The organism is Pseudomonas sp. RHF3.3-3, assembly GCF_048069595.1.
Lineage (GTDB): Bacteria > Pseudomonadota > Gammaproteobacteria > Pseudomonadales > Pseudomonadaceae > Aquipseudomonas > Aquipseudomonas fuscovaginae_B.
On record NZ_CP182250.1, the window covers coordinates 4,522,405 to 4,544,690 of the forward strand.

Below are 22,286 nucleotides of genomic sequence, written 5' to 3' on the forward strand. Positions count from 1 at the left end.
TCAACTGGCCGCTTTCCCTGATCAAGGATCGTGGCCCCATGACCTCGCTGGAGACTTCGCTTCAACAGTACCGCAACACGGCACGCACGCTGTTCGCCGCCCGACCGACCCTGTCCTCGGTCATCCAGTCGCTGGTCCAGGCGGCGCTGGACCTGCATGCGCCCGGGCTCGACGTCCACGGGCAACAGGTCCCCGGCGACAGCCTGTGGCTGGGCGAACTGGGCCCGGCATCCACCTATCGATACCGAACGTTGGCCGATGTGCTGTTGCGCCGCTTCAGCGAGGGCCGCAGCCCAGCTTATGACGATCCCGATACGAAACTGGTGAGCCGTACGCCAGGCTCGCAGGTCGACACGTCCATCACCACGGTCGACCTGAAGCGCCTGGGCGCGACCCTCGACCGTTACGGCGATGCCCTGCTCGAAGTGTTCAAGACACGCCTGGTCGCCTTCTGGAATGAACCGGTGCCCGACTGGGCGGGCAAGGTGCCGGGATCGGATGCCTGGGTACCGGGCTGGGACCGCCACTCGCCGCAGGTCCCCAGCCGCTGCGCGGCCCTGTCGAACCTGCTGTTCGTGTCGATGTACGGTGCCGGCCAACTGCCCGACAGCCTGGCGTTCCAGGCCAGCCAGTTGCTGCCCAAGGCGCTGGTCACTGAAGAGCAGGCCATGCGTGACAGCCTGCTGGGAAACAATGCCCTGAAGGCCTATCTGCTGCATGTCAGCGAGCCACGGGAGCGAGCCGGCATCACGCCGGTCGCGGTGGTGTTCGCCCGCCAGCAGCCCGCGCAGACCTTCGTGTACCTGCTGCTGCGTCCGGGTCACGACGTGCGGCGCCTGCAAAACCTCAATGAGCTCTGGCCGCTGTTGCGCGGGCAACTGCCGGATTCCGGCAGGCTCGAACTGATCGCCTCGCAGCTCAATGTCTTCGACAACCTGGCCGGGGCGCTGCTGGAGAACCAGTTGCGGGTACTGGAGCGCTTGCCGAGGGGCCTGGCGGACGAGGCTGGCGAATCCTGGCCGAAGCGTGTCGAGCGGGTGCTCGACCCCGGGAACTGGTTCGCCACACCCGCACCCGAGCCGCTCTCCCCTCTGCAACGACGGGTACGCGAAGCGGCGCCCCTGTGGCTGCTGAACGCATCGGCGACGGAGCGGCGCGACTACGCCGAACTGCTGTCGACACTGGTCACGGCACTGAAAAAATCAGCCTCGCACAACCTGTTCGATGACGTCTCGTCCCTCTCCGACTACAGCCGGCAAATGCTCGCGCAGACCATGGCGCGACGGCACCCGCGGATGCCGCAGATCCGCATGCAGGACATCCAGCTCACGCTGGAGAAGTATCGACGAAAACCGGTACCACCGGACGTGCTGGGCGAGTTCGAGGAGGTCCGGCTGACGCTGCCCGAACTGGCCCTGGAAAACCTCGACGACTTTCGTTTCGGTGCGACGCAGATGCGTATCGAGCTCGCCGACCATGCCGCCCTGCCGGACTGGATGACCGCCGACTATCTGGTGGAGCTGGTCACCGACGTGGATATCGGCGCCCGCTACCCGGCCCACCTGCGGCATCGGTTGCTGGACGACACACGCTATGCCTCGCTGCGCCAGCAGCGTTTCTTTCGCCAGATCCATGCGCAACTGCCGCTGGTGGCCCTGGAACTCAAGCTGCGGGGCGAACAGGGGCTGACCGAACAGGGATACCGGACGGTCAGGGCCATGCTGGGCTTCGACGCCCATGAACGGCAACTGGACGGTCGCCCCATCGTGCTCCGCCCCCTGGCGTTCAAGACTGCTCCCGAAGCCAGTGCGGACCAGGTCGGGGGCATGTTTCTGATCGAACCGCGGGATATCACCCAGGGGCCGCACCTGCTCTACCGACCGCTGTTCGACCCGCCCCTGAGCGAGTATGCCAGCCGGCAGGCGCTGTTCGAGGCGATCCTGCAAGCCGGCGCCCTGCAGGACAGCGTGCTGGCCTGGCTCCCTGCCAGCCGGGTGGCGGTGTATGCACAAGGCGGTTTCCGTGAACCGCACATCGAGTCGCTCTTGCCCGGTGACGAGACCGCACCGTTGCCATCGCCTCCGGCACCGGCCACCCTGGACAGCGAGGAAGTCACCGGGGACTATGTCCATCACCTGTTTCAGGCCTGTATCGGTGCCGTGATCCAACAGGCCGACCTGCAGTTGCTGTCGAACGCGGAAAAGCGCTGGGCACGCCTGAAGGACAGCGGCTGGCAACTGTTCAGTTCGTGGCTGATGTTCGCCAGCGGCCCGTTGACCCAGGCCGGCTGGCTGATCCTGCTTTACCGTGGCGTTCGCCAGGATCTTGCCGCGCTGCAGGGTGACGAGGAGCAATCCCGGGCCCAGGCCTGGGCCGATCTGTTGAGCAACCTGGCGGTGGTGCTGTTGCACGAGGTGACAGCGGACCCGTCGCAGCCGTTCGGGCCGCCGCCGCTGTCGCAAAAGCGCGAGCCGCCACCGATCGAGGGAGAGGTCTCGCTGGATCGCATCACCCTGCCAGCGGCGGTCGATGAGCTGCCGCAATGGCCGTTCGACGGGTCCTGGTCGAGCCCGCGCGGGACCTTGTCGGCGGCCTCTGGCCAGGTGCTGGAGAAATTCGCCGTCAAGGTGTTCGACACGCCACCACGACTCGACAGCCTCGGCAGCGTCTCGAAAAGCGGCCCGAGCCAGGGGCTGGTGCATCTCGACAACGCGGACAACAAGGGCTGGCATGTGCTGCTCGACACCACCCTCTATCAGGTCGCGTGGTGCGAAGACGGCGCCCGCCTGGTTGACGCCTCTGGCACCTCGGGGCCGTTTCTGGAGCGTGATGGACAGGGACGCTGGCAACTGGATCTGCGCTTGCGCCTGCGTGGTGGCAGCGGCCGGGAAACCGTGCAGGCACGCCTGCAACGCAAGCTGCTCGACAGGGCCAGCGTGCTGCATGGGCAAGCGACCCAGGCGTCGAACCGGGTCAGTACCCTGCTCCACGAGGCCGAAACCCTCAACAGGCGCCTGGAGGCCATGAGCGAAGGCCGCGACGCGAAGCACTTCACCAACCGGCAACGCAGCGACAAGCGCCGCGAATACCTGGGCAAGCTGGTCGAGTTGCAGGCCGCGCTCGAAGAGAAGCTTCGCCTGATCAGGGCATTCAACGACAATCGCCAGGTGGTGCCGCAGCCGCAGGCACTGGCCTCGACCCTGGTCGACAACGTGCGCACCTGCCGCACGCTGATGAATGTCTCCCTGGCGGTGGGACGCGAGGACAGCCTGACGGCCCTGCAGATTGGCGAAATGCTTGCCGGCGACACGGCGACCCACTACGACCAGGTCATCGCCAACCTGAAGAACAATGCCGACCTCACCGACCGGCAGATCGCCTGGAGCACCCGCGAATATGCCGCGCTCGACGAATTGCGCGCACTACCGGAAATCGGGCCGGCAGAAGCCGCCGTCCTGGAGCGGGAAGTGGTACAGCCCTTCACCCCACTGGACTGGCAGGCGGTGCAACTGCCGACACTGCTGGCATTGGCCATAGACGAACTGCCGTCGCAGATCACCCAGCAACTGGACGACCAGGTCTTCGCCGCGATCAAGCAGAGCGCCGAACAGACCAAGTACGTGACCAACACCATCAACCGCCTGACGGCCGAAGACTCCCGCCAGGATCGTATCGACGCCTTGCAGACGGCGATCGGACGCTACGACGAAACCCTCGACCTGCTGCAATTCCTGCGGGGCCGCATGCCCGAGCAGCAACTGCGCGAGTACGCCACTCGCCTGTCGACATTACTGGGACAGCTACGGGAGCGGGCACTGACCAGCCTTTCCGGGCTGTGGGACAACACCACACCGGCGCCGGGGGCAACGGCGCCCAGGCCGGGGCCGTCGGCCGGCAACGGCAGGAAGAAATTCATCCGCACCCGCAACCGGGAGGTATTCGTCGGCCGGGTGCGCGCAAAAACGCCCGAGCAGGAGGATGAAATCGTCGAGATCACCGACCCCAACGGCAGGCTGGTGTCGGCCTTCAAGGAGAACCGGGAGGATGCCCAGAACAGCTTCTGGGAGGAAGTGAAGGCAAAACCGGCGCCCGCCCCGGCTCCCGGACGCGGCAAGGTCGGGCTACCTCGCCTCATGACCCAGGGCCGTGCCGCACGGGAGAGCGTGCAGGCCTTGATCCGCCAGGTGATGGCGTTGACCGGAACCAGCAAGGAGCCCCAGAGCCTGCAGGAACTGCTGGAACACAAGGCGCAGAAACTGACGACCCTGGCAGACGATATCCAGGAGGTGCTGACCGAGGGCGGCGCCAAGCCGGACCAGGTTAAAACCGCCGAAGACCTGCGCGACGGCCTGCGCCAGGACGCCGCGCTGTTGGTCAGCGAGGGGCGCACGGCGCGCATCGCCGCGATCAAGAAAAACCTGCCGCAACTGACGCGCCTGCAATATCTCAAGGAACAGGACCAGGTCGACATTCACCGGGCCGGAGGGCGGCAGATGCTGCGCCGGGATGACTTCCTGCAGGAGTACGTGATCAGCAACAAGGACGGCCGGCCGCTGTGGTACGCGCACTTTCATTACCCAACGGCCACGACGGTGGACAGCGAGTTCGCCAGTGCGCACTTGAAGACGCTGGCGCAACGCCGACTGGGTGCCCGTTCCCAGGCGGCGGCCCGGGAACAGGCAGCCACGAGGATTCAGGCCGGACAAGGTGGCAGAGCGCAGCTGACGCTGGAGATTCATCGGGGGCAGATTCTGAACAGGAGCCTGGCGCAGACGTTGTTCTTTAATGCGACCGAGCCGGATAAGGTGGGTTGAGTGTTGCGGTGGGTGCGGGGTCGAGAGCGGTTCTGACACACGAAATGGCCTTCTGGAAAATGCGTCTGTAGCCTTCAATAGTTTCCCAGCAGCGAGATCGGACATCGATCCGCTACTCGAAGATTGCCACGGCCCGAACAAACCCCGCAGACGCATGGCGGATCTTGTACGGGAAGCAACTGACCAGAAAGCCAAACGCCGGGAGTTGATCCAGGTTGGCCAGTTTTTCCATCTGGCCGTAGCCGATGTCGCGACCAGCTTTGTGCCCTTCCCAGATGATCGAGGCATCCCCCGTCGCACTGAAGCGTTCGCGGGTGTACTTGAACGGCGCGTCCCAGCTCCAGGCGTCAGTGCCGACCACCCTCACCCCTCGCTCCAGCAGGTACAGCGTGGCCTCGCGGCCCATGCCCACACCCGCGTCGAGATAGCCTGGCTGACCGAACAGGCAGCCCGCACGGGTGTTCACCAGCACGATGTCCAGCGGCTGCAATGGATGACCGATGCGTAGCAGTTCCTCTTCGACCTGCGCCGCCGTGACCACGTGACCATCCGGCAGATGACGAAAATCCAGCTTCACCCCCGGTTGCAGACACCACTCCAGCGGCAGTTCATCAATGCCGAAGGCCGGCTTGCCGCCGTCGGTGGTGGATGCGTAATGCCAAGGCGCATCCATGTGCGTACCACTGTGGGTGGTGATCTGCAGGCGCTCCGCCGCCCAGGACTCATCACCCGGCAGGTCTTCCTTGCGCAGGCCAGGAAACATCGCCGCCATTTCCGGCCAGCCCTGTTGGTGGTCCATGTAATCAATCCTGGGCAGCAGCGGTGGCGGATCGGTATAGGGGTTGTTGTCCAGAGTCACGGACAGGTCCAGCAGACGACGTTTGTGCAGGCTCATGCGGAAATTCCTTTACGGGTGGTCGCGCGGCGGCTGCGGCGCACGGGCAGATCGAGGGCGTTGTTCAACAGGCCGGTTACCGAGCCGTCGTGGCTGAAACCCAACGCGCGGGCCAGCGAGGTGCGCAGCGGCGGATAATGGCCAAACAGTGCTTCCAGTTGCGGGTCGGGGGCGAAGGCGATGTGCTCGCCGTTGGCCTCGCCAAAACTGGCCGCCAGGCCAGCCAGCACCTGGGCAATGGAAAGATGCAGCACCGGCAGTTGCCAGACACGCTGGCGGCCGGGGTTCTCCAGCTCAGCGGCATGTATCAGGTTGTCCACGCAGCAGCGGGCCGACATCCACCAGGCGCACGCCTGGGGTGAGACCGGGCAGGTATAGGCCTCCCCTGCCGCGTAGGCGTGCAGCAGGTCGCTCATGAATGCCGAGCGCAAACCGTTCGGCTCACGGGGACGGGCGACGATACCGGGCAGGCGCAGTGCACGGCCGTCCACTTCGCCGCGCCGGGCCAGGTCCTGCAAGGCAATTTCCACCATGCGTTTGTGCGCGGCATAGGACAGTTGCGGCGAGGCCGGGTGATGTTCATCCATGCGTGCAGGCAACTCGCCGCCGTATACCGCCACACTGCTGGCGTACACCAGCACGGGCGGACAAACCGCATTGCGCAACTGGTTCATCAGTTCCAGGCTGGCCTGCAGGTTCACTTGGTAACCCAGCTCGTACTGCGCCTCGGCCGCCCCTCCCGGCACACTGATCAGGTGGAAAACCACATCGACACCATCGGCCAATGCCCGACGCAACAAGGCAGGGTCGGTAACACTGCCCTGATGCCGGCGCAGGCGTTCGTCTTCGGAAAACCCCTCCAACTGCTGATCCAGCAGCAACAACGCCTCGATACGCCGGCCGCGCAACCCGCCCCTTTCCCGCAGACGATGGACCAACTGGCGACCGACGAAACCATTGGCCCCCGTGACCATCACACGCATGGCCAGCCCCCCTGCACGACACGCTGGTCAATCGCCCCGAACAGCACCTCGCCCGCGGCCCCAAGCGCCTCCATCCGGACACGGTCGCCAAAACGCATGAAGCCCGTACGCGGCGCGCCGTGAGCAAGGGTTTCGATGGCGCGGCGCTCGGCGATGCAGGCCGACCCCACGGCACGGTCCGCGTTGGAAACGGTGCCGGAACCGATCAGCGTGCCGGCGCTCAGGCGTCGTGTCAGCGCGGCGTGGGCAATCAGGTCGTGAAAACCGAAGTGCATGGCGCCCCCGTGGGGGTGGCCGAACCACTCGCCGTTCCACTCCACGTTCAGGGGCAGGTGCACACGGCCGTCGCGCCAGGCATCGCCCAACTCATCCGGGGTGACCGCCACCGGCGCAAAGCTGCTGGCCGGCTTGGCCTGGAGAAAGCCAAACCCCGTCTTCATCTCCCGCGGTGCCAAGGCGCGCAGGCTGACATCGTTCAGTTGCAGCACCAAACGCACATGTTGCAGGGCGTGTTCAGCCGGACAGCCCATCGGCACGTCACCGACCAATACGGCGAACTCGCCTTCGAAGTCGATGCCATGGGCCTCGCTGGGCAACGGAATGTCCACGCACGGTCCGAGGAAATCGTCGCTGGCCCCCTGATAAATCAGCGGCGTGTGCTCGACACCCTCGATGGGTTCCAGGTTGAAGGCCTTCTGCATCAACTCGCCGTGACTGAGAAAACAGGAGCCGTCGAGCCACTGGCTGGCGCGCGGCAATGGCGCGGCAAGCTGCTGCAGGTCGAGTGCAAAGGCCTGCTCCACCTCATGGGCGTTGAGCCGCTGGTAAAGGTGCTGCAAGTCGGCCTCGACCAGCGCCCAATGCTCCAGCGCCGCCTGCAGCGTCGCAACGATGCCACTGGCCTCGACCGCCTGTCCCAGGTCACGGGCGACAACCAGCAGACGGCCATCGCGGCTACCGTCGTTGAGGGTGGCGAGCTTCATGGCAGCAACTCCTTCAGGCCCTCGGCGTAACGGCCATCGAGCAGGATGAAGACCATCCGCGCCATCTGTTCGCTGCGATTGCTCCAGGCATGATTGGTACCGCGCTGCACCACGATGTCGCCACGCTTGAGGTGCACCTCGTCGCCATCCAGCACCAGCCAGACCTCGCCTTCGGTGACGATGCCGTAATCCAGGGTCTGGGTACGGTGCATCAATTTGTGCTTCGAATCGCTCTTGCCTGTGCCGGCATGGGCTTCACCGATTTCGGCGAAGACAGCAGCCGCGTCCTCGGCGCTGACCTGGTTCTGCACGCTGTCCGGCGGAATGTCCACCACACGGATCACACTCCCGAGCGGGCCGGGACTCAGTTGCAGCGGCTGCGCCGTCGGATCGTCACCGTTATCCAGCAACGCCGGGCTGCCGAGGCTGTTCCAGACCTCATAGAACAGGGTCCCGGGCACCGCCTTGAGCGGGAAGTTGTTCGGCGTCGGGCCACAACTGGCGACAACCGCCTGCCCCTGGGCATCGTGGCCGGTGACCACACGTTTGAATGCTGGAAGAGATTGCATGCTGTCTCCTTTCAATTGCCGTCGCCGATGGTCGTGCCACCGTCGACAATAAGATTCTGTCCGCTGATGAAGGCGCCTCCCGGCGCCGCCAACAGCAATGCCAGGGCCGCCACCTCTTCAGGGCGGCCGCCCCGGCGCAGCGGGGTCAGGGCCAGGCGTCGTTGCAGGACATCCGGGTTGTCGGTGAGTGGTCGGGCGAATTCGGTGTGAATGACGCCCGGGCTGATGGCGTTGACCCGAATGTTCGAGGGCCCCCATTCCACCGCCAGGTTGCGCGCCAGTTGCGCAAGGCCTGCCTTGGAGAGTCCGTAGAGACCCAAGCCTTTGTTGCCGCGCACACCGGCAATGCTGGCCATCAGTACCACGCTGCCGCCGCCCCCTTCGGCCATGGCCGGTAGCAACGCACTGGTCAGCCAGACAGCACTGCGCAGGTTGACGGTGAAGGTGAGCTCCCACTCGGCAGCGCTGGCGGTCGCCAGCGGCCCCATGTGGGGGGCGACACCGGCGTTGCACACCAGGGCATCGAGGCGCCCGAAATGGTCCAGGCAACGATGTGCCAGTACTTTCACCTGCTCGGCGTCACGCAGGTCGGCCACCAGGGTGATGGCCTCGATTCCCTCCTGCTTCAACTGCACCCGAGCCTGCGCACAGTCCTGGGCGCTTTCGCTGCTGATGGCAATACGTGCGCCGGCCCGACCGTACTCGCGGGCGATCGCCAAGCCGATACCACGGGTGGCGCCGGTAATGAGTGCGGTCTTGCCCGCCAGGGAGAACAGCTCGCTCATTGGACACCTGCCATCGCCGCCGGCCGATGACGACGCAGCCACCACAGGCACAACGGTGCCAGGATCAGTTGGCCGATTGCGATCAACCACAGCACGTTCGGCAGTTGCGCCGTCACACCGTCGGTCAGGTCCAGCACCAGCAGTGGGCTGGCAAACTCACCGGCGAAAATCGAAGCCGTGAAGCCGCCCGTGGCACGACCACGCTGATCGAAGCCAACTTGTTGCATCACCTGCGTAATCAGCGTCGGCAGTAGCAGGCCGACACCCAGGCCATTGATCAGCACCGCCAGTACCACGGGGGCATGGCTGCTCGAGAAGGCCATCAGCGCGCCGCCCAAGCCCGCCGTAGCGAACCCCAGGGCCAGCAGCTTCGCCGCCGGCAGGCGACCCAACCGGCGAAAAGCCAGTGCACCGACCAGCACGCCCAGTTGATTGGCGCCCATGGTCAAGCCAACTTGTTGCGGTGCGTCGACGTGCAGGAGTTGCAGCAGGTAACCCACCTGCACCGGCACGATGAACAGGCTGACACCGGCCAGGCCCGTGAGCAGGTACAACGGCGCCAAGGCCGCCCACGCAAAGCGTGTCACGCAGGTCGAGTCAGGTTGGATACGATGGGCCCGAGGCTCCCAGAGCAGCGCGGCCATCAACGGCAGGCACAACAAGCCCACGGCGTAGAGCGTGAACGGCGTACGCCAGCCACTTTCACCCAGCGCCCCCCCTACCCCCATGAACACCGCAGCCGACAGCGAGGTCACCACCATCTGCAAGGCGAACAGCCGCTCCCGGCGCTGCCCCTCGAAGTAATCGCCCATCAGCGTGGTGCAGCAGGTCATGATGCCGGCCTCGGCCAAGCCAATACCGGCACGGCTGGCCACGATCAGGCCCAGTGAGTCCAGCCACAGCGGCACTATTCCGCAGAGGCTGTACAGCAACATGCTGGCCAACAGCAGCGGGCGGCGGCCAATACGGTCCGCCAGCACGCCAGCCAGCGGCGCCAGCAAGGCGATCACCAGGGCTGGCAGCGTGAGGGCCACCGGTACCAGCACAGCAGCACCGGGCGTCTCGACGAAATGCGCCTGCATGCGTGGCAGCACCGGTGCAATCAGCACCGCGCCCAGCACGGGCAGGCAACTGCCGAACAGCAACAACAAGGCTTGCGCGTTACCCGCAGTGCGTTCAGCGCCCATGACTCACCTCCTCAAGCGTGCGCAGGCGGGTGCCGTGACGAACCGGGTCGACGCGCTGCTCGTGCAGCCGGGCCCTCTGCTCCTGAACCGGCAACACCGGCTCCACCTGCGTCCGGGGTTGCTGACGCGGCAACAGGAAGTAGGCCAGTGCCGGCAGCAGGATCAACGCCCCCACCATGTTCCAGATGAACATGAAGGCCAGCAGCACGCCCATGTCGGCCTGGAACTTGATCGGCGAGAAGATCCAGGTTCCCACGCCAATGGCCAGGGTGACGCCGGTGAGCATCACCACCTTGCCGGTGAACAGCAGAGCCCGGTAATAAGCCTCGGACAGGCTCGCGCCCTGGCGCAACTGGGCCAGCACGATGCTCATCACGTAGAGTGCATAATCCACGCCGATACCCACGCCCAGGGCGATTACCGGCAGCGTCGCCACCTTCACGCCCATGCCCAGCGCCACCATCAGCGCCTCGCAAAGAATCGAGGTCAGCACCAGCGGCAGTACCGCGCAGAGCACCGCCCGCCAAGAGCGGAAGGTCACCAGGCAAAGCAGGATCACCGCGCCATAGACCCACCAGAGCATGTCGCGGTTGGCCTGCTTCACCACCTGGTTGGTCGCCGCCTCGATGCCGGCGCTGCCAGCCGCCATCAGAAAGGTCGCCTGCTCGCTGTCGTTGGCCTTGGCAAAGGCCTGCACGCTGTCGACGACCCGCGCCAGGGTGTCGGCCTTGTGGTCGGTCAGGTAGGCGTAGAGCGTGAGCAGGCTGCAATCATCGTTGTACAGCCCACGCGGGGCGTTGGCGGTGACCATGTTCAAGGTCGCCTGGTTGTTCACCAACTCGTACCACTTCGGGTTGCCTTCGGACAGGCCGACCAGCACCCGGCGATTGAGCAGCGCCAGCGAGTTGGTCGAGTCCACCCCCGGCAGGCCACGCAACTGCCAGTCCAGGTCATCCACCCGTTTCAGGGTGTCATAGGCCGAGCAGCCGCCAGGGGCCGTGCGCACCATCACGGCGAAGACGTCGCTGCTGGCGCCGTAATGCCGGGCCATGAAGGTGTTGTCCCGGTTGTAACGCGAATCCGCCCGCAGTTCGGGGGCACCGGCGTCGAGATCCCCCACCTTCAGGTGCAGGCTCACGGCGTATCCGCCGGCGGCCATCAGCGCGGCCAGGGCGATGCAGGCTGCAGCCCAGCGGCGACGGGTGAACAGGTCCAGAAAGCGCCACAGCGCCTGCCTGCCCGCCCCGCTCGCCTCGGCCTCTTCGGCCCGCAGGCTGCGACGTGCCGCGCGGGCACTGACGCCCACGTAGGACAGCAGCACCGGCAACAGGATCAGGTTGGTGAAGATCAGCACCGCCACCCCCAGGCTCGCGATAACCGCCAGGTCCTGGATCACCTGAATCCGGATGATCATCAGCACGGCAAACCCCACCGCATCGCACAACAACGCGGTGAGCCCGGCCAGGAACAGCCGGCGGAAGGTGAAGCGCGCCGCCACCAGGCGATGCATGCCGCGGCCGATGTCCTGCATGATGCCGTTCATCTTCTGCGCGCCGTGGCTCATGCCGATGGCAAACACCAGGAACGGCACCAGCACCGAGTACGGATCGAGTTCGTAGCCCAGCAGTGGCAGCAGGCCGAGCTGCCAGATCACCGCCACCAGCGAGCAGATCACCACCAGCGCGGTGCTGCGCACGCAGCGGGTGTACCAGTAGAGCACCGCGGCAGTGATCGCGATGGCGGCGGCAAAGAACAGCAGGATCTGCTTCAGGCCGTCGATGAGGTCGCCCACCACCTTGGCGAAGCCGGTGATGTGAATCTCCACGCCCTGTCCTTCAAAGCGCTCACGCAGCGCCTCGAGCTCATGGGCGAAAGCGGTGTAGTCCAGCGCCTGGCCGTCCGGCGTTTTGTCCAGCAGCGGCACGTAGAGGATGCTCGAACGCTGATCAAAGGCCACCAGTTGGCCGATCTCGTTGGAGCGTTCCACGTTACGCTTGAGTGCCTGCAGGCTCGCTTCACCGCCATCATAGCCGTCGGGGATCACCGGGCCACCTTCCAGGCCCTCCTCGGTCACGCCGGTCCAGCGGGTGGACGGTGTCCACAGCGACTTCATCGCCGCGCGGTCCACGCCCGGTAGCAGGTACACCGCGTCGTTGAGCTGCTGCAGGCTGCGCAGGTAGTCCTTGTCATAGAGCGTGCCGCGCGGGTTGGCCACGGCAATGCGCACCGCGTTACCCAGGCCGGCCAGTTCCTGGCGATGCTCCAGGTAGTTGTGAATGAACGGGTGGTCACCCGGAATCATCTTCTCGAAACTGGCGTTGAGGGTCAGGCGCGAAGCCTGCCAGCCCAGTAGCAGAGTCGCGGCCAGGCACAGCAGCAGAACCAGCGCACGATGGTTGAACAAGGCACGTTCCAGCAGCGAACCGGAGGTGCTGTCGAAATCATCGAGACGGCCGCTGGACGGCGCAGGAGAGTTCGTGGCGTGCATGGCTCAGTCCGTCGTGGTGGAGTGGGAGGAAGGCGTCAGGCGGCGGGCACCGGCCATGCCAACGGCGACAACGGCCCCATCGGCGGCCAGGGTCGCGGCGCTCAGCGGCAGCCCCTCGGACACCGGCAAGGGCTGCGCGGTGAAGTGATCGAGATCACTGCGCAGTAATATTCCCGCCTGGCTGGCGAGCAGCAGTTGGTCGCCGGCCACGCGAATGCCGTTGAGCGAAGCGGGAACGGGATTGGCCAGGGCCTGGAAGCTGGCGCCCGCGTCATCGGAGGCAAACAGCGAACCGCGCAGCCCACCGACCAGCAGCCGACCGTTGGGCAGCACGCTGGCTGCGAAGTAGCTGCCGTCGTAAGGCCCCTCAAGGGCCTCGAAATGGGCACCACCGTCACGCGAACGCAGCAGCAGGCCCTGCTCGCCGGCGATGTACAGGTCGGCGCCCTGGCGCGCCAGGGCATAGAGATGCAGCCCGCGCGGATTCGGTAACCGGTCCATGCTCGACTGCCAGCTGTGCCCGCCGTCGGCGGTACTCAGGGCCAGTCCATAGGCGCCCACGACCAGGCCGTGCCGTGCGTCGGCAAAACTCAGGGCCAGCAACGGCTTGTCGGCACCGTCGGCCAGCAGCCGTTGTGCGGCGCCGACGCGGTTGGCGTCGCCGGAAGCCTCGGCGGCCTGCAGCTCCAGGGCGGCGGCGCGCTGCCCATCAAGCTGCAAGGCCCAGTGCTCACCGCCATCTTGCGTGTACAGCACTACCCCGGCGTGACCGACCGCCCAGCCGTGGTGTTCATCCACGAACTGCACGGCGGTCAGGCTGACGCTCACCGGTACCTGCGTGGCCTGGCGCCAGGTCGTGCCGTTGTCATCGCAGAGCAGCACCACACCGCGCTCGCCCACCGCCACCAGGCGCTGGCCGGCCCGGGCCACATCCAGCAGCACCGCGCGCAGTGCCTGGGGACCTTGCAGCGCGGGCTGCGCCAGGATATTCACACTGTTCCCGGCAAAAGCCGGGGGCAGCCCGCAACAGGCCGCGAGCAGCCAGCCGTAGAGGATCTTCTTCATCGCACGCAACCTTTATTCTTGTAGTCGGTACAGCCGCAGCAGGAGGTGCCCCCCCTCAGCGCACACCCTCGCCCGCCATGGCGTCGGCGGTGAACACCGAGTCCTTGTAGGGCGGCACGATGCGGTACTGCTCGTTCTTGCCGGCGAACAGGTCGCCCGCAAACCAGGCACCCGAGAGCAGGTCGTAGAAGCCGTTGGTGAGGGTCACGACGCCGGGCAGGTCAGGCAGCACCACGGGCGAAGTCCAGACCACCTTGGCCAACTGGTTGCGCGCGTCGTAACGCTCACCCAGTACGGCAGCCCAGGTGTCCTCGTCGAGGTAGTAGGTGCTCCTGGGCATCACATGGCGCTGGCCACTCTTCAACGTCGCCTCCACCACCCAGACGCGATGCAGCTCCCAGCGAATGACTTGGGGGCTCAAGTGATGCGGGTCGAGCAGTGCTTCGGCGTTGGCCGCCGTGAAGACCTTGTTGGCGTTGTAGGGGATGTACATTTCCTTCTTGCCTACCAGCTTCCAGTCGAAGCGGTCGAGACGGCCGTTGAACACGTACAGCTCGTCGAAACTCATGACCCCGGCGGTGGCAGGTGTGGGGGTGTCGCAGCAGGCATTGGGCAGGCGGCGCACCCGGCGCTGGCCCGGCAGATAGGTCCACACCGCGGCCTTGTCGGCGTTGAGGTTTTCAAGGCCGGTGATGGCTTCGCCAGCCCGCAGCGGCGGGCCGTCGTTGGTCATGCGGATGGACCAGAACACGCCCTTCTCGCCACTGCCGCCAGGCAGGTACCAGGGCATCTGCAAATCGGAGCGCGAGTCGTTGGTCAGCACGTGCTTGCCGTCGGCGGTGGTCAGGTACTGATTGAAGCTGGCGTGCCAGGAGGCACCCCGCCAGCGCAGCAGGTGGTTCCACATGGCTTCCACGCCATTGGCCGGAATCGGGAACGGAATACCCCCGGACGCGCCTTCCGGCATCGGGCCTGCCGGGCCATCGACCAGCTTGCCTTGGGTCGCGTTGGCAAAGGTGGCGTCGTACACCGATTGCGGCGCGGCGGCGCTGCGATGGGTGGGGTAGACCTGCAACCGGTAGCTGTCCGGGTACTTCTTCAGCATCGCCTGGATGCCCGGGGTCAGCTTGTCGGCGTACTGCGCCATGTTCTGCGCGGTGATGGTCAGTTGTGGCTGCTCGCTGGCGAACGGATCGCCACGCTTGCCGCCGTCCTTGTAGGCCGGGTCGACCTGGGTGTAGCCACCGGTCCAGGCCGGAATACTGCCGTCGGCATTACCGGCCCGCTCGCCACCGAGCGGTGTCAGGGTGGTCCTGAGCTTGCCCGCCTCTTCGGCAGAGACGGCGGCCAGGGCGCCGTGGGCAAACAGCAGGGAAGCACTCAGGGCAGTGAGCAGGCAAACGACTTTCTTGTTGTGTTTCATCGGGTAATCCTCGGTCAGAAGGTACGGCTGACGGTGAAGGCGATGAAGTCGCGGTCTTTGAGCGACTGTTCGAAGGTGTAGTGGCTGTTGGCGTCGAGGAAGGTGTTCTGCGGGCCGTAGTAATGCGTGTAGGTCAGGCCCAGGTTCCAGGTGTTGAGGTAGTTGCCCTTCAGGCCAATGTTCAGGTCCCCACCGTGGTCGCTGCCAAAGCCGGTTCCCAACGCCATGGAGGCGCCATGGGTGTAGCTGGCACCGACCGGCACGGACAGGTCGAGGCCGGGCAGGATCTGCCGGTACATCGGCTCGAAAACCAGGCGCAGGCTGGTGGCGTCGCGGTCGGCGTTGGGGTCGACAGCATCGGCGTTCTGGCTGATGCTCATCACCCGGTTCCAGGCGATCTCACCGAGGAAGCTCGATTCGGGAGCGATGAAGTTCGGCTCCAGGCTCGCCAGCCAGGAGAAGTTGGCGTGCAGCGTGCGGCCTGTGGCGTAGAGCGGGTCGTCGCTGTTGTTGATCGCCTCACCGACGAGCAAGGCATGCTGGTTGGTCGAGGCCAACGGCTGGTTCCAGCGGGTGGACAGCTCACCGGCGATGTTGAAGTTGCTCAGGGTCGTGGAGAAGCTCGCCCCCAAGGCCTCGATGCCTTCGGGGTAGACCCAGTAGAATTCGCCGGCCTTGCCGGTGACCGGGTTCAGATTGGCGAAATCGGGGCGCACGTTGAGCTGCGGCGACTTGTCGTGGAAACGGATGGCATAGACACCCCAGTCCACGGTTTCGGTGCGCCAGCGCAGTTGCACCCCGCCCTGCCCCGAGTCCTTGGCCTTCTTGTCCTGGCCACGGTAGAACGCCAGCGGCTGACCGCCCGGCATGACCGCGCTGCCCACGTACATGCGCTCGCCGCCGTCGCCGAAGAAATCATCGTTGGAGAAATAGCTGCCGGCCGCCGGCAGGCGGTTGGCCTCCCACTCGAACTGGTAGTAGGCGCCCAGGGAAACGTCGGGGGTCAGTTGCAGTTGACCGGACATCTGCCTGACCGGCCGGATCAGTTCCTTGAACTGGGTATTGGGCACCGAGAGGCCCTTGACCACATCCACCGGCGCCATGCCGCCGGCAATGCCGTTCATGCCATAGAACAGGCTCTCGCCCCATTGCATGGCGTATTGGCCCAGCCTTCCGGACACGGGTCTGTCGCCAATCTCGGTCTTGCCGAAGATGAAGGCGTCGAGCAACTCGCCCTTGCGCCCGTGCAGGGTACGGGTGTCGTCGGTGAAGGTGTCGTGGCCGACCGAATAACTGTTGGCCCGGCTGGGGTCACTGTTGTCGGTGCCCTGGTTGTAGACATCGTCATACCAGGCCGCACCGCTGACCCGCGCACCGACGTTGCCATAGGTGATATCGAACTCCGACAGCAAATCCAGGCGGTTGGAGATCAGGCCCTTGTCGAAGTTGCGATCGCCATCGTCCAGGTTCAGGGCGGTCTGCCCTTCGGTGAGCTGGCTGCTGGCGTGCTGGGTGCGCCAGGCGGCGCTGTACTTGAGGGTATTGTCCCAGCGCACCCGCAGGTCGGGGTTGCCGGTGTCGATTTCAAAAGCCTGGGCCTGGCCTGCAGCCAGTGCAAGCAGCGCCAGGGTCATGGGTTTGAGCGGCGGCAGCGGCCGCACGGTTGCACCTTTGCGAGTCAACATCGGGGTTTCCTCTTTCTTGTTCTTGTACGTCGGTGTTGGCGTAAGGTCCGGCGCGCCAGCAAGGCAGGGAACACCGGCTACGGGCATTCAGATGGGTCGTGCGGTGACCTCCAGCATCTGCTTGACCAGGCCGATGCGGTCGAAGGACGGGTCACGCTGGACCTCCTTCTCGCCCGCGAGCAGGGACATGTCGCTGATGAACTTGCAACGCTCGAAACGGCGTGCCATGAAACGCTGCAACTGCTCGTCCAGGCCGCCACCGGCCGTGATTTCCTCGGCCAGCACCACGGCATCCTCGATGGCCATGCCGGCGCCCTGTCCCAAGTGCGGCGTGGTGGCATGGGCGGCATCGCCAATCAGCAGGACACGCCCGCGATACCAGGGCTCGTCGACGAACACGGCTTCCAGCGGTTTGTAGACGACCTCGGCACTGTCGCGGACCTGCTCGCGCAACTCGCCAATCAGCCCACCGAAACCGGCCAGGCGCTGGCGCAGGCCATCGGCCAGGCTGGCGGGCTCCATCCAGGGGTTGCCCGGTTCGTGGGAGGTGGTGAACAGGTACATCAGGTCGTCGGCCAGGGGCACCAGGCCGGCGTTGCCCGCAGGCCCCTGATAGTTGGCCAGATGGTCGATGCCGGCGGCCCGGGGAAAGTTGTAGCGCCATACCGACTGCCCGGTGAAATGCGGCCGGTAGCGGTCGCCGAACAGCAGCCCACGTACCTTCGAGAACAGCCCGTCGGCACCGACCATCAGCGCATAGCGGCCCTGGCTGCCGTCGCTGAACAGCACGTCCACGCCACTGGCTTCCTGCTCGAAGCTCTCCACCGAGGTGCCCAGGCGCACCCGGGTGCCGAGTTCGATGGCGGTTTCGCTCAACACCTTGTGCAGAGCACGGCGGGAGATGCCGACGTTGGCCGGGTACTGCGGGCCGGCCAGGCGCTGTCCGGGAATACGCGCCAACTGCTGGCCCTGGGTGGTGTAAATGGCCACGTCCTCGAAGGCGTAGGCCGCATCAAGGTAGGCGTCGAGCAGGCCCAGGCGGTGCATTTCGCGCACGACGTTGCTCTGCTGGATGATGCCGACGCCGTAGACGGTCCACTCGGTTTTCAGTTCGACCAGGTCGACCGCAATGCCCTTGCGGCGCAGGGCAATGGCAGCGCACAGCCCGCCAATTCCGCCGCCCACGATCAGCACGTTGTTCACAGTATTCATGGCATGTCTCACGTCTTGTTCTTGTTGTCCGCCCCGTCATGCGTGGCGGCCGTTTCCTGTGCCTGGGCACAGCTTCCCGGCAGCGCCGGGTTTTGACCAATCGAGTCCTGGGATGCGACCTATCGCGCGGCGCGATAGGTCAGCGTTCCAACTGAGCCAGCGGCAATAGCAGCCAGCCGTCCACCTCACGGTGCTCCAACGCCTGCAGCACATCGCCGCGGCAAGGGCCGTGGACACAGGTGCCGTCGTCCGGCCGAAAGCGCGCCCCGTGGGCGTAACAGATCACCCACTGGCCATCGGCACTGAGAAAGCGGTCCTTGCGGTACTCCAGGGGCACCAGCAGGTGCGGACAGAGGTTGCGGTAGACCCGCACCTGTCCCTGATGCCGCAGGGCAAACAGGCTGTCGGCGCCTCGGCCCTGCGGGTCGAAGCCACGGGCCTGGCCATTGCCCAGCGCCTCGAGCGGGCACAGCGCTACGCAGCCCACGACCTAGTCCTTCCTGGGTGGCGGGCCACCGGGTGCCCACTTCTCCCGGGAGGTAAACAGGAACAGTTGCGAGTTGTCCGCCGACATCGGCGCCTGGCGCGCGGCCCAGTCGTCGTCATGCTTGTCCATGTCGGCGTCGTACTCGATGTGGCAGCCCAGCGGGCTGTTGAAGTACCAGAACCAGTTGGAGCCCAGCAGGTGCCGGCCCGGGCCCCAGAAGCTGGTCCAGCCCTTTTGCTGAAAACGGGTGCCGGCCAGCAGCACTTCGGTGCCGCTGCCCATGTGGAAGGTGAAATGCTCGCAGCCCTGCATGTGCGGCGGAGTCTGGATCATGAACAGGCAGTGATGGTCGTCCATGCCCGCCGTGCGCATGAAAGGACCGACTCCCACGAAACTGTCGGTGGTGACGAAGCCCAGGCGGTCGCGATAGAACGCTTCACCCTTGGCAGCGTCGGGTACGAAATACACCACGTGGGACAAGGTGCGCGGCTGCGCCGGCATGTCCGGGGTAATGCCCAACTGGTTGAGGGGACGTTGCGGCGCGCTGCCAGGCGCATTGGTGAGGTCGGCCGGCGCGTCGAAGGCCCGGCGGCACGAGACCTGGAAGGCGATGGCAAAGCCCAGGTCATCGACGGTATGCAGCACGCCGTGAGCATCGCGGCGCAGTTCGCGGTCACGCCCCAGTTCATCGGCGATGGCCTCCAGCTCCTGCGCCGAGGCCACGCCATAAACCGTCTCGCGCAATGACGGGGTCGGGCCCAGGGCCTGCGGCAGGCTCGGGTCGTCCCCGCGGCGGATGATGATCGCGGTGCCGTCCAGGGCCTCGAAACGCCCACCGTCGGCCTCCAGATCGGTGGCCGTCAGGCCGTAGTCACGCAGGCAATCGGCACAGGCCTGGATATCGTCGACGCCGAACACCAGCGCGTCGAGTCCAAGAATGTTCATGGCTACCACTCCGTTGAAATTATTATGGGGCGCCAGGCAGGTCGCCCGGTAAGGGGTCTGGCGACGGCAGGTCGCTCGACTGGAGCGCAGGTTGAAGGCTGTCGGGGCTGGCTGACCAATCGCGTGTCAGGATGCGAGGCATCGGCAATTGCGATACCTGTACGCCAGCCCATGGCGTGGGCTGTTGGCTCATTCGGGCAGCGAATGGGTCTTGACGTGCGGGTCAGGGAGCCGGAAGGTATCGCGAAAATAACTACAAGAACCGTGAGCCATCGCCATGCGCTTTCACCACCTGGATCTGAACCTGCTGGTGGCCCTGGATGTCCTGCTCGAGGAGCAGAACATCACCCGAGCTGCCGAACGCCTGCACATGACCCAATCGGCCACCAGCGGTGTGCTGGGGCGTTTGCGGACCTTCTTCGAGGACGAACTGCTGGTGCAGGTCGGCCGCAAGATGCAGCCCACGCCGTATGCGCTGGAGCTGGCCAAACCGGTGCGCGAGGTGCTGTTGACCATCCGCTCCTCGATCACCGCCAAGCCGGTGTTCGAACCGGCCAGCAGCAAGCGGCACTTTCGCCTGGTGACCTCGGACTACCTGATCAGCGTGCTGTTCGCCCAGGTCATCCAGAACATCCACCGCGAGGCGCCGCACATTACCTTCGAAATGGTCAGCCCTGGCGACAACAGTGCCGAATTGCTGATGCGCGGCGAGGTCGACATGATGATCGTGCCCGAGCGCTACCTCATCGAGGGCCACCCGGCGCAACTGCTGTTCGAGGAAGACCATGTCTGCGTCGTCTGGCGGGACAACCCCGAGGTCGGTGACCAACTGACCCTGGAGCAGTACATGGAAATGGGGCATATCTCGGTGGGTTTTGGCCGCAACCGGCACCTGAGCATCGAGGACTGGTTCATGAGCCAGTACGGTTTCAACCGCCGCCTGGAAGTGATCACCAACGATTTCAACACCCTGCCGCAGTTGCTGGTGGGCACTCAACGCATCGCCACCATGCACCGCCGACTGGCCGAACTCTACGCGGGCTACCTGCCGCTGCGCATCCTGCCACCACCGGTGAAAATCCCGGTGATGCGCGAATTCATGCTGTGGCACCGCAGCATGGACGGCGACTCCATGCACCGCTGGCTACGTGAGCGCATCGGCGACTTCATCCAGCGCGCCGACCAGCACCCGGCGCCCCTTCGCGCCACCGCCTGAGCCCCACTCATCGCCTCGACCGTCGCTACGGCGGCGGGGCATCGCGTTTGGCGATACCTCGCATCCCGACTCACGATTGGCCCCCGCCTGCCCGGCCTGCGTACCTTGATCGTGGAACCGCGCCCTGCGTGCCTGCCGCAGTTCAACGGCGCCGGACTCAACGACCGCAGAAGGACAATAAGAATGTTCCGTTACTTCCCCACCAACTACGTCTGGAATCTCTCGGTGGACCTGGCCATCGAGATGGGTGCCCGCCTGGGTGAGATCGAGGCAATGTGCGCCCCGCTGCAGGAGGCCGCCAAGCAGCCCGACGCCGCCGGCACCCAGGCTTTTCGCGAAACCTGGTCGAAAATGGCCGACAAGCTGTGCGCCCTGGCCGAAGAGGATGAGGCCGCCGGCCGCCGCCTCTCCGCTGGCGAGAAGTACAACCGCGCCGCCACCTACTACCTCACCTGCGAACGCCTTCAAGCCCACGGCGCGCCGGGACGCGCCGAGCTGTACCAGCGCTTCCTGGAGACCTTCGCCCGTGGCATCGACCTGTCCAGGGAAAATTGCGAACGGGTGGAAATCCCTTATGAAGGCCAGTGCCTCTCAGGCCTGTTCGTACGCGCCGAGGGCGTGAGCGGCCCTGCGCCGCTGCTGGTTCAGGTCAATGGCCTGGACTCGACCAAGGAGATGAAATACCGCGTTGGCCTGCCCGCCTGGCTGGCCAGGCGCGGCGTATCGTCGTTGATCATCGACCAGCCCGGTACCGGCGAAGCGCTGCGTCTGCACGGTCTGACGGCCCGTTACGACAGCGAGCACTGGGCCAGCCGCGTGGTGGACTGGCTGGAGACCCGCCCCGAGGTCGATCCCAAGCGTATCGGCCTGGAGGGCGTGTCGCTGGGCGGCTACTACTGCCCGCGCGCCGTGGCCTTCGAGCCGCGCTTTGCCTGTGGCGTGGTCTGGGGCGCCAACCATGACTGGCGCGATGTGCAGAAGCGCCGCCTGGAGAAGGAAGGCAACTTCCCGGTGCCGCACTACTGGGCACACGTGCGCTGGGTCTGGGGGGCGAATGACATGGACGAGTTCATGCGCATCGCCGAACACGTACACCTCGACGGCGTGCTGGACCGTATCCGCGTGCCGTTCCTGGTCACTCACGGCGAGAAGGACTCGCAGATCCCGCTCAAATGGGCACATCGCACCTACGAGCAATTGGTGAACAGCCCGAAACGCGAGCTGAAGATCTTCACCGAGCGCGAAGGTGGCGTGCAGCACTCCAGCTTCGACAACAGCATCAACGCCGGCCACTACATCGCCGACTGGGTGGCCGAGACCCTGGGCGGTCATACCGCCTGACAGGTTGCACGCAAGGGGACCTGCGCAAGGTTCGTGCAGGTCGCCCCGCTGCGCCTTTGTTGATCGGCAACAAGTCCGGTGGTGTGCACGTAGAGCAGCTCATCGTCGAACGGCTCATGCAGCCGGGCATGGTCCTGCTCGACCAGGGCGCGCTGGCGCTCGGTTTCCAGGTTCAGCAACAGATCGTGAATCGCCTTCATGGGATTGT

At 65.5% G+C, this 22,286-nt stretch carries 17 protein-coding genes; 3 read left to right on the forward strand and 14 right to left on the reverse strand.

All coding sequences use genetic code 11. The annotated features are described in order from the left end of the window. Positions 1-38 precede the first annotated feature (38 nt). The gene (locus ACMGT0_RS19915) at positions 39-4,814 is read left to right on the forward strand and encodes a hypothetical protein (RefSeq protein WP_416769428.1); all 4,776 of its coding nucleotides are present in this window, start codon (positions 39-41) and stop codon (positions 4,812-4,814) included. A gap of 112 nt (positions 4,815-4,926) precedes the next feature. Here the strand turns inward: ACMGT0_RS19915 and ACMGT0_RS19920 are convergent, their stop codons facing one another. The 13 genes from ACMGT0_RS19920 to ACMGT0_RS19980 all read right to left on the reverse strand — a co-directional run bounded on the left by ACMGT0_RS19920 (position 4,927) and on the right by ACMGT0_RS19980 (position 19,521). Next, positions 4,927-5,709 (reverse strand): cyclase family protein, encoded by a 783-nt coding sequence (locus ACMGT0_RS19920; RefSeq protein ID WP_416769429.1) that lies wholly within the window; start codon positions 5,707-5,709, stop codon positions 4,927-4,929. Continuing rightward, positions 5,706-6,692, reverse strand: a complete 987-nt coding sequence (locus ACMGT0_RS19925; RefSeq protein WP_416769431.1) for an NAD-dependent epimerase/dehydratase family protein — start codon at positions 6,690-6,692, stop codon at positions 5,706-5,708. Before ACMGT0_RS19925 ends, ACMGT0_RS19920 begins: the two co-directional genes overlap by 4 nt. Then, a complete protein-coding gene (locus ACMGT0_RS19930; protein WP_054063652.1) occupies positions 6,683-7,675 on the reverse strand; it encodes a fumarylacetoacetate hydrolase family protein in 993 nt (330 codons plus the stop codon). The genes ACMGT0_RS19925 and ACMGT0_RS19930 overlap by 10 nt, the downstream gene beginning before the upstream one ends. Next, positions 7,672-8,244, reverse strand: coding sequence for a cupin domain-containing protein (locus tag ACMGT0_RS19935; protein ID WP_054057536.1), 573 nt, complete (start codon positions 8,242-8,244; stop codon positions 7,672-7,674). Before ACMGT0_RS19935 ends, ACMGT0_RS19930 begins: the two co-directional genes overlap by 4 nt. Before the next feature lie 11 nt (positions 8,245-8,255). Continuing rightward, positions 8,256-9,029: an SDR family NAD(P)-dependent oxidoreductase gene (locus tag ACMGT0_RS19940; RefSeq protein ID WP_054063651.1), complete on the reverse strand. Its 774-nt coding sequence runs from the start codon at positions 9,027-9,029 to the stop codon at positions 8,256-8,258. After that, entirely contained in the window at positions 9,026-10,216 is a 1,191-nt protein-coding gene (locus tag ACMGT0_RS19945; RefSeq protein ID WP_416769434.1) for an MFS transporter, read from the reverse strand. The genes ACMGT0_RS19940 and ACMGT0_RS19945 overlap by 4 nt, the downstream gene beginning before the upstream one ends. Further along, positions 10,206-12,704 (reverse strand): efflux RND transporter permease subunit, encoded by a 2,499-nt coding sequence (locus ACMGT0_RS19950; RefSeq protein WP_416769436.1) that lies wholly within the window; start codon positions 12,702-12,704, stop codon positions 10,206-10,208. The genes ACMGT0_RS19945 and ACMGT0_RS19950 overlap by 11 nt, the downstream gene beginning before the upstream one ends. 3 nt (positions 12,705-12,707) lie before the next feature. After that, entirely contained in the window at positions 12,708-13,769 is a 1,062-nt protein-coding gene (locus ACMGT0_RS19955; RefSeq protein ID WP_054063648.1) for a WD40/YVTN/BNR-like repeat-containing protein, read from the reverse strand. A gap of 55 nt (positions 13,770-13,824) precedes the next feature. After that, positions 13,825-15,192: a DUF1329 domain-containing protein gene (locus tag ACMGT0_RS19960; RefSeq protein ID WP_054061250.1), complete on the reverse strand. Its 1,368-nt coding sequence runs from the start codon at positions 15,190-15,192 to the stop codon at positions 13,825-13,827. Positions 15,193-15,206: 14 nt separating this feature from the next. Further along, positions 15,207-16,877, reverse strand: a complete 1,671-nt coding sequence (locus tag ACMGT0_RS19965; RefSeq protein WP_054061249.1) for a DUF1302 domain-containing protein — start codon at positions 16,875-16,877, stop codon at positions 15,207-15,209. An 87-nt stretch (positions 16,878-16,964) separates the two neighbouring features. Next, entirely contained in the window at positions 16,965-18,089 is a 1,125-nt protein-coding gene (locus ACMGT0_RS19970; protein WP_054063647.1) for an FAD-dependent oxidoreductase, read from the reverse strand. A gap of 139 nt (positions 18,090-18,228) precedes the next feature. Further along, complete coding sequence (locus ACMGT0_RS19975) at positions 18,229-18,576, reverse strand: Rieske (2Fe-2S) protein (protein ID WP_416769439.1); 348 nt, start codon at positions 18,574-18,576, stop codon at positions 18,229-18,231. A gap of 3 nt (positions 18,577-18,579) precedes the next feature. Continuing rightward, positions 18,580-19,521, reverse strand: a complete 942-nt coding sequence (locus tag ACMGT0_RS19980) for a VOC family protein (protein ID WP_054061246.1) — start codon at positions 19,519-19,521, stop codon at positions 18,580-18,582. Between the two features lie 277 nt (positions 19,522-19,798). Here ACMGT0_RS19980 and ACMGT0_RS19985 point away from each other — a divergent pair, with 277 nt between their 5' ends. Both ACMGT0_RS19985 and ACMGT0_RS19990 read left to right on the forward strand, forming a co-directional pair. Further along, complete coding sequence (locus tag ACMGT0_RS19985) at positions 19,799-20,737, forward strand: LysR family transcriptional regulator (protein WP_054061245.1); 939 nt, start codon at positions 19,799-19,801, stop codon at positions 20,735-20,737. A 183-nt stretch (positions 20,738-20,920) separates the two neighbouring features. After that, positions 20,921-22,078, forward strand: coding sequence for an alpha/beta hydrolase family protein (locus ACMGT0_RS19990; RefSeq protein WP_416769442.1), 1,158 nt, complete (start codon positions 20,921-20,923; stop codon positions 22,076-22,078). Here ACMGT0_RS19990 and ACMGT0_RS19995 read toward each other — a convergent pair. Continuing rightward, entirely contained in the window at positions 22,066-22,278 is a 213-nt protein-coding gene (locus ACMGT0_RS19995) for a hypothetical protein (protein ID WP_416769443.1), read from the reverse strand. The two genes, ACMGT0_RS19990 and ACMGT0_RS19995, sit on opposite strands and share 13 nt — an antisense overlap. Positions 22,279-22,286: the final 8 nt, after the last annotated feature.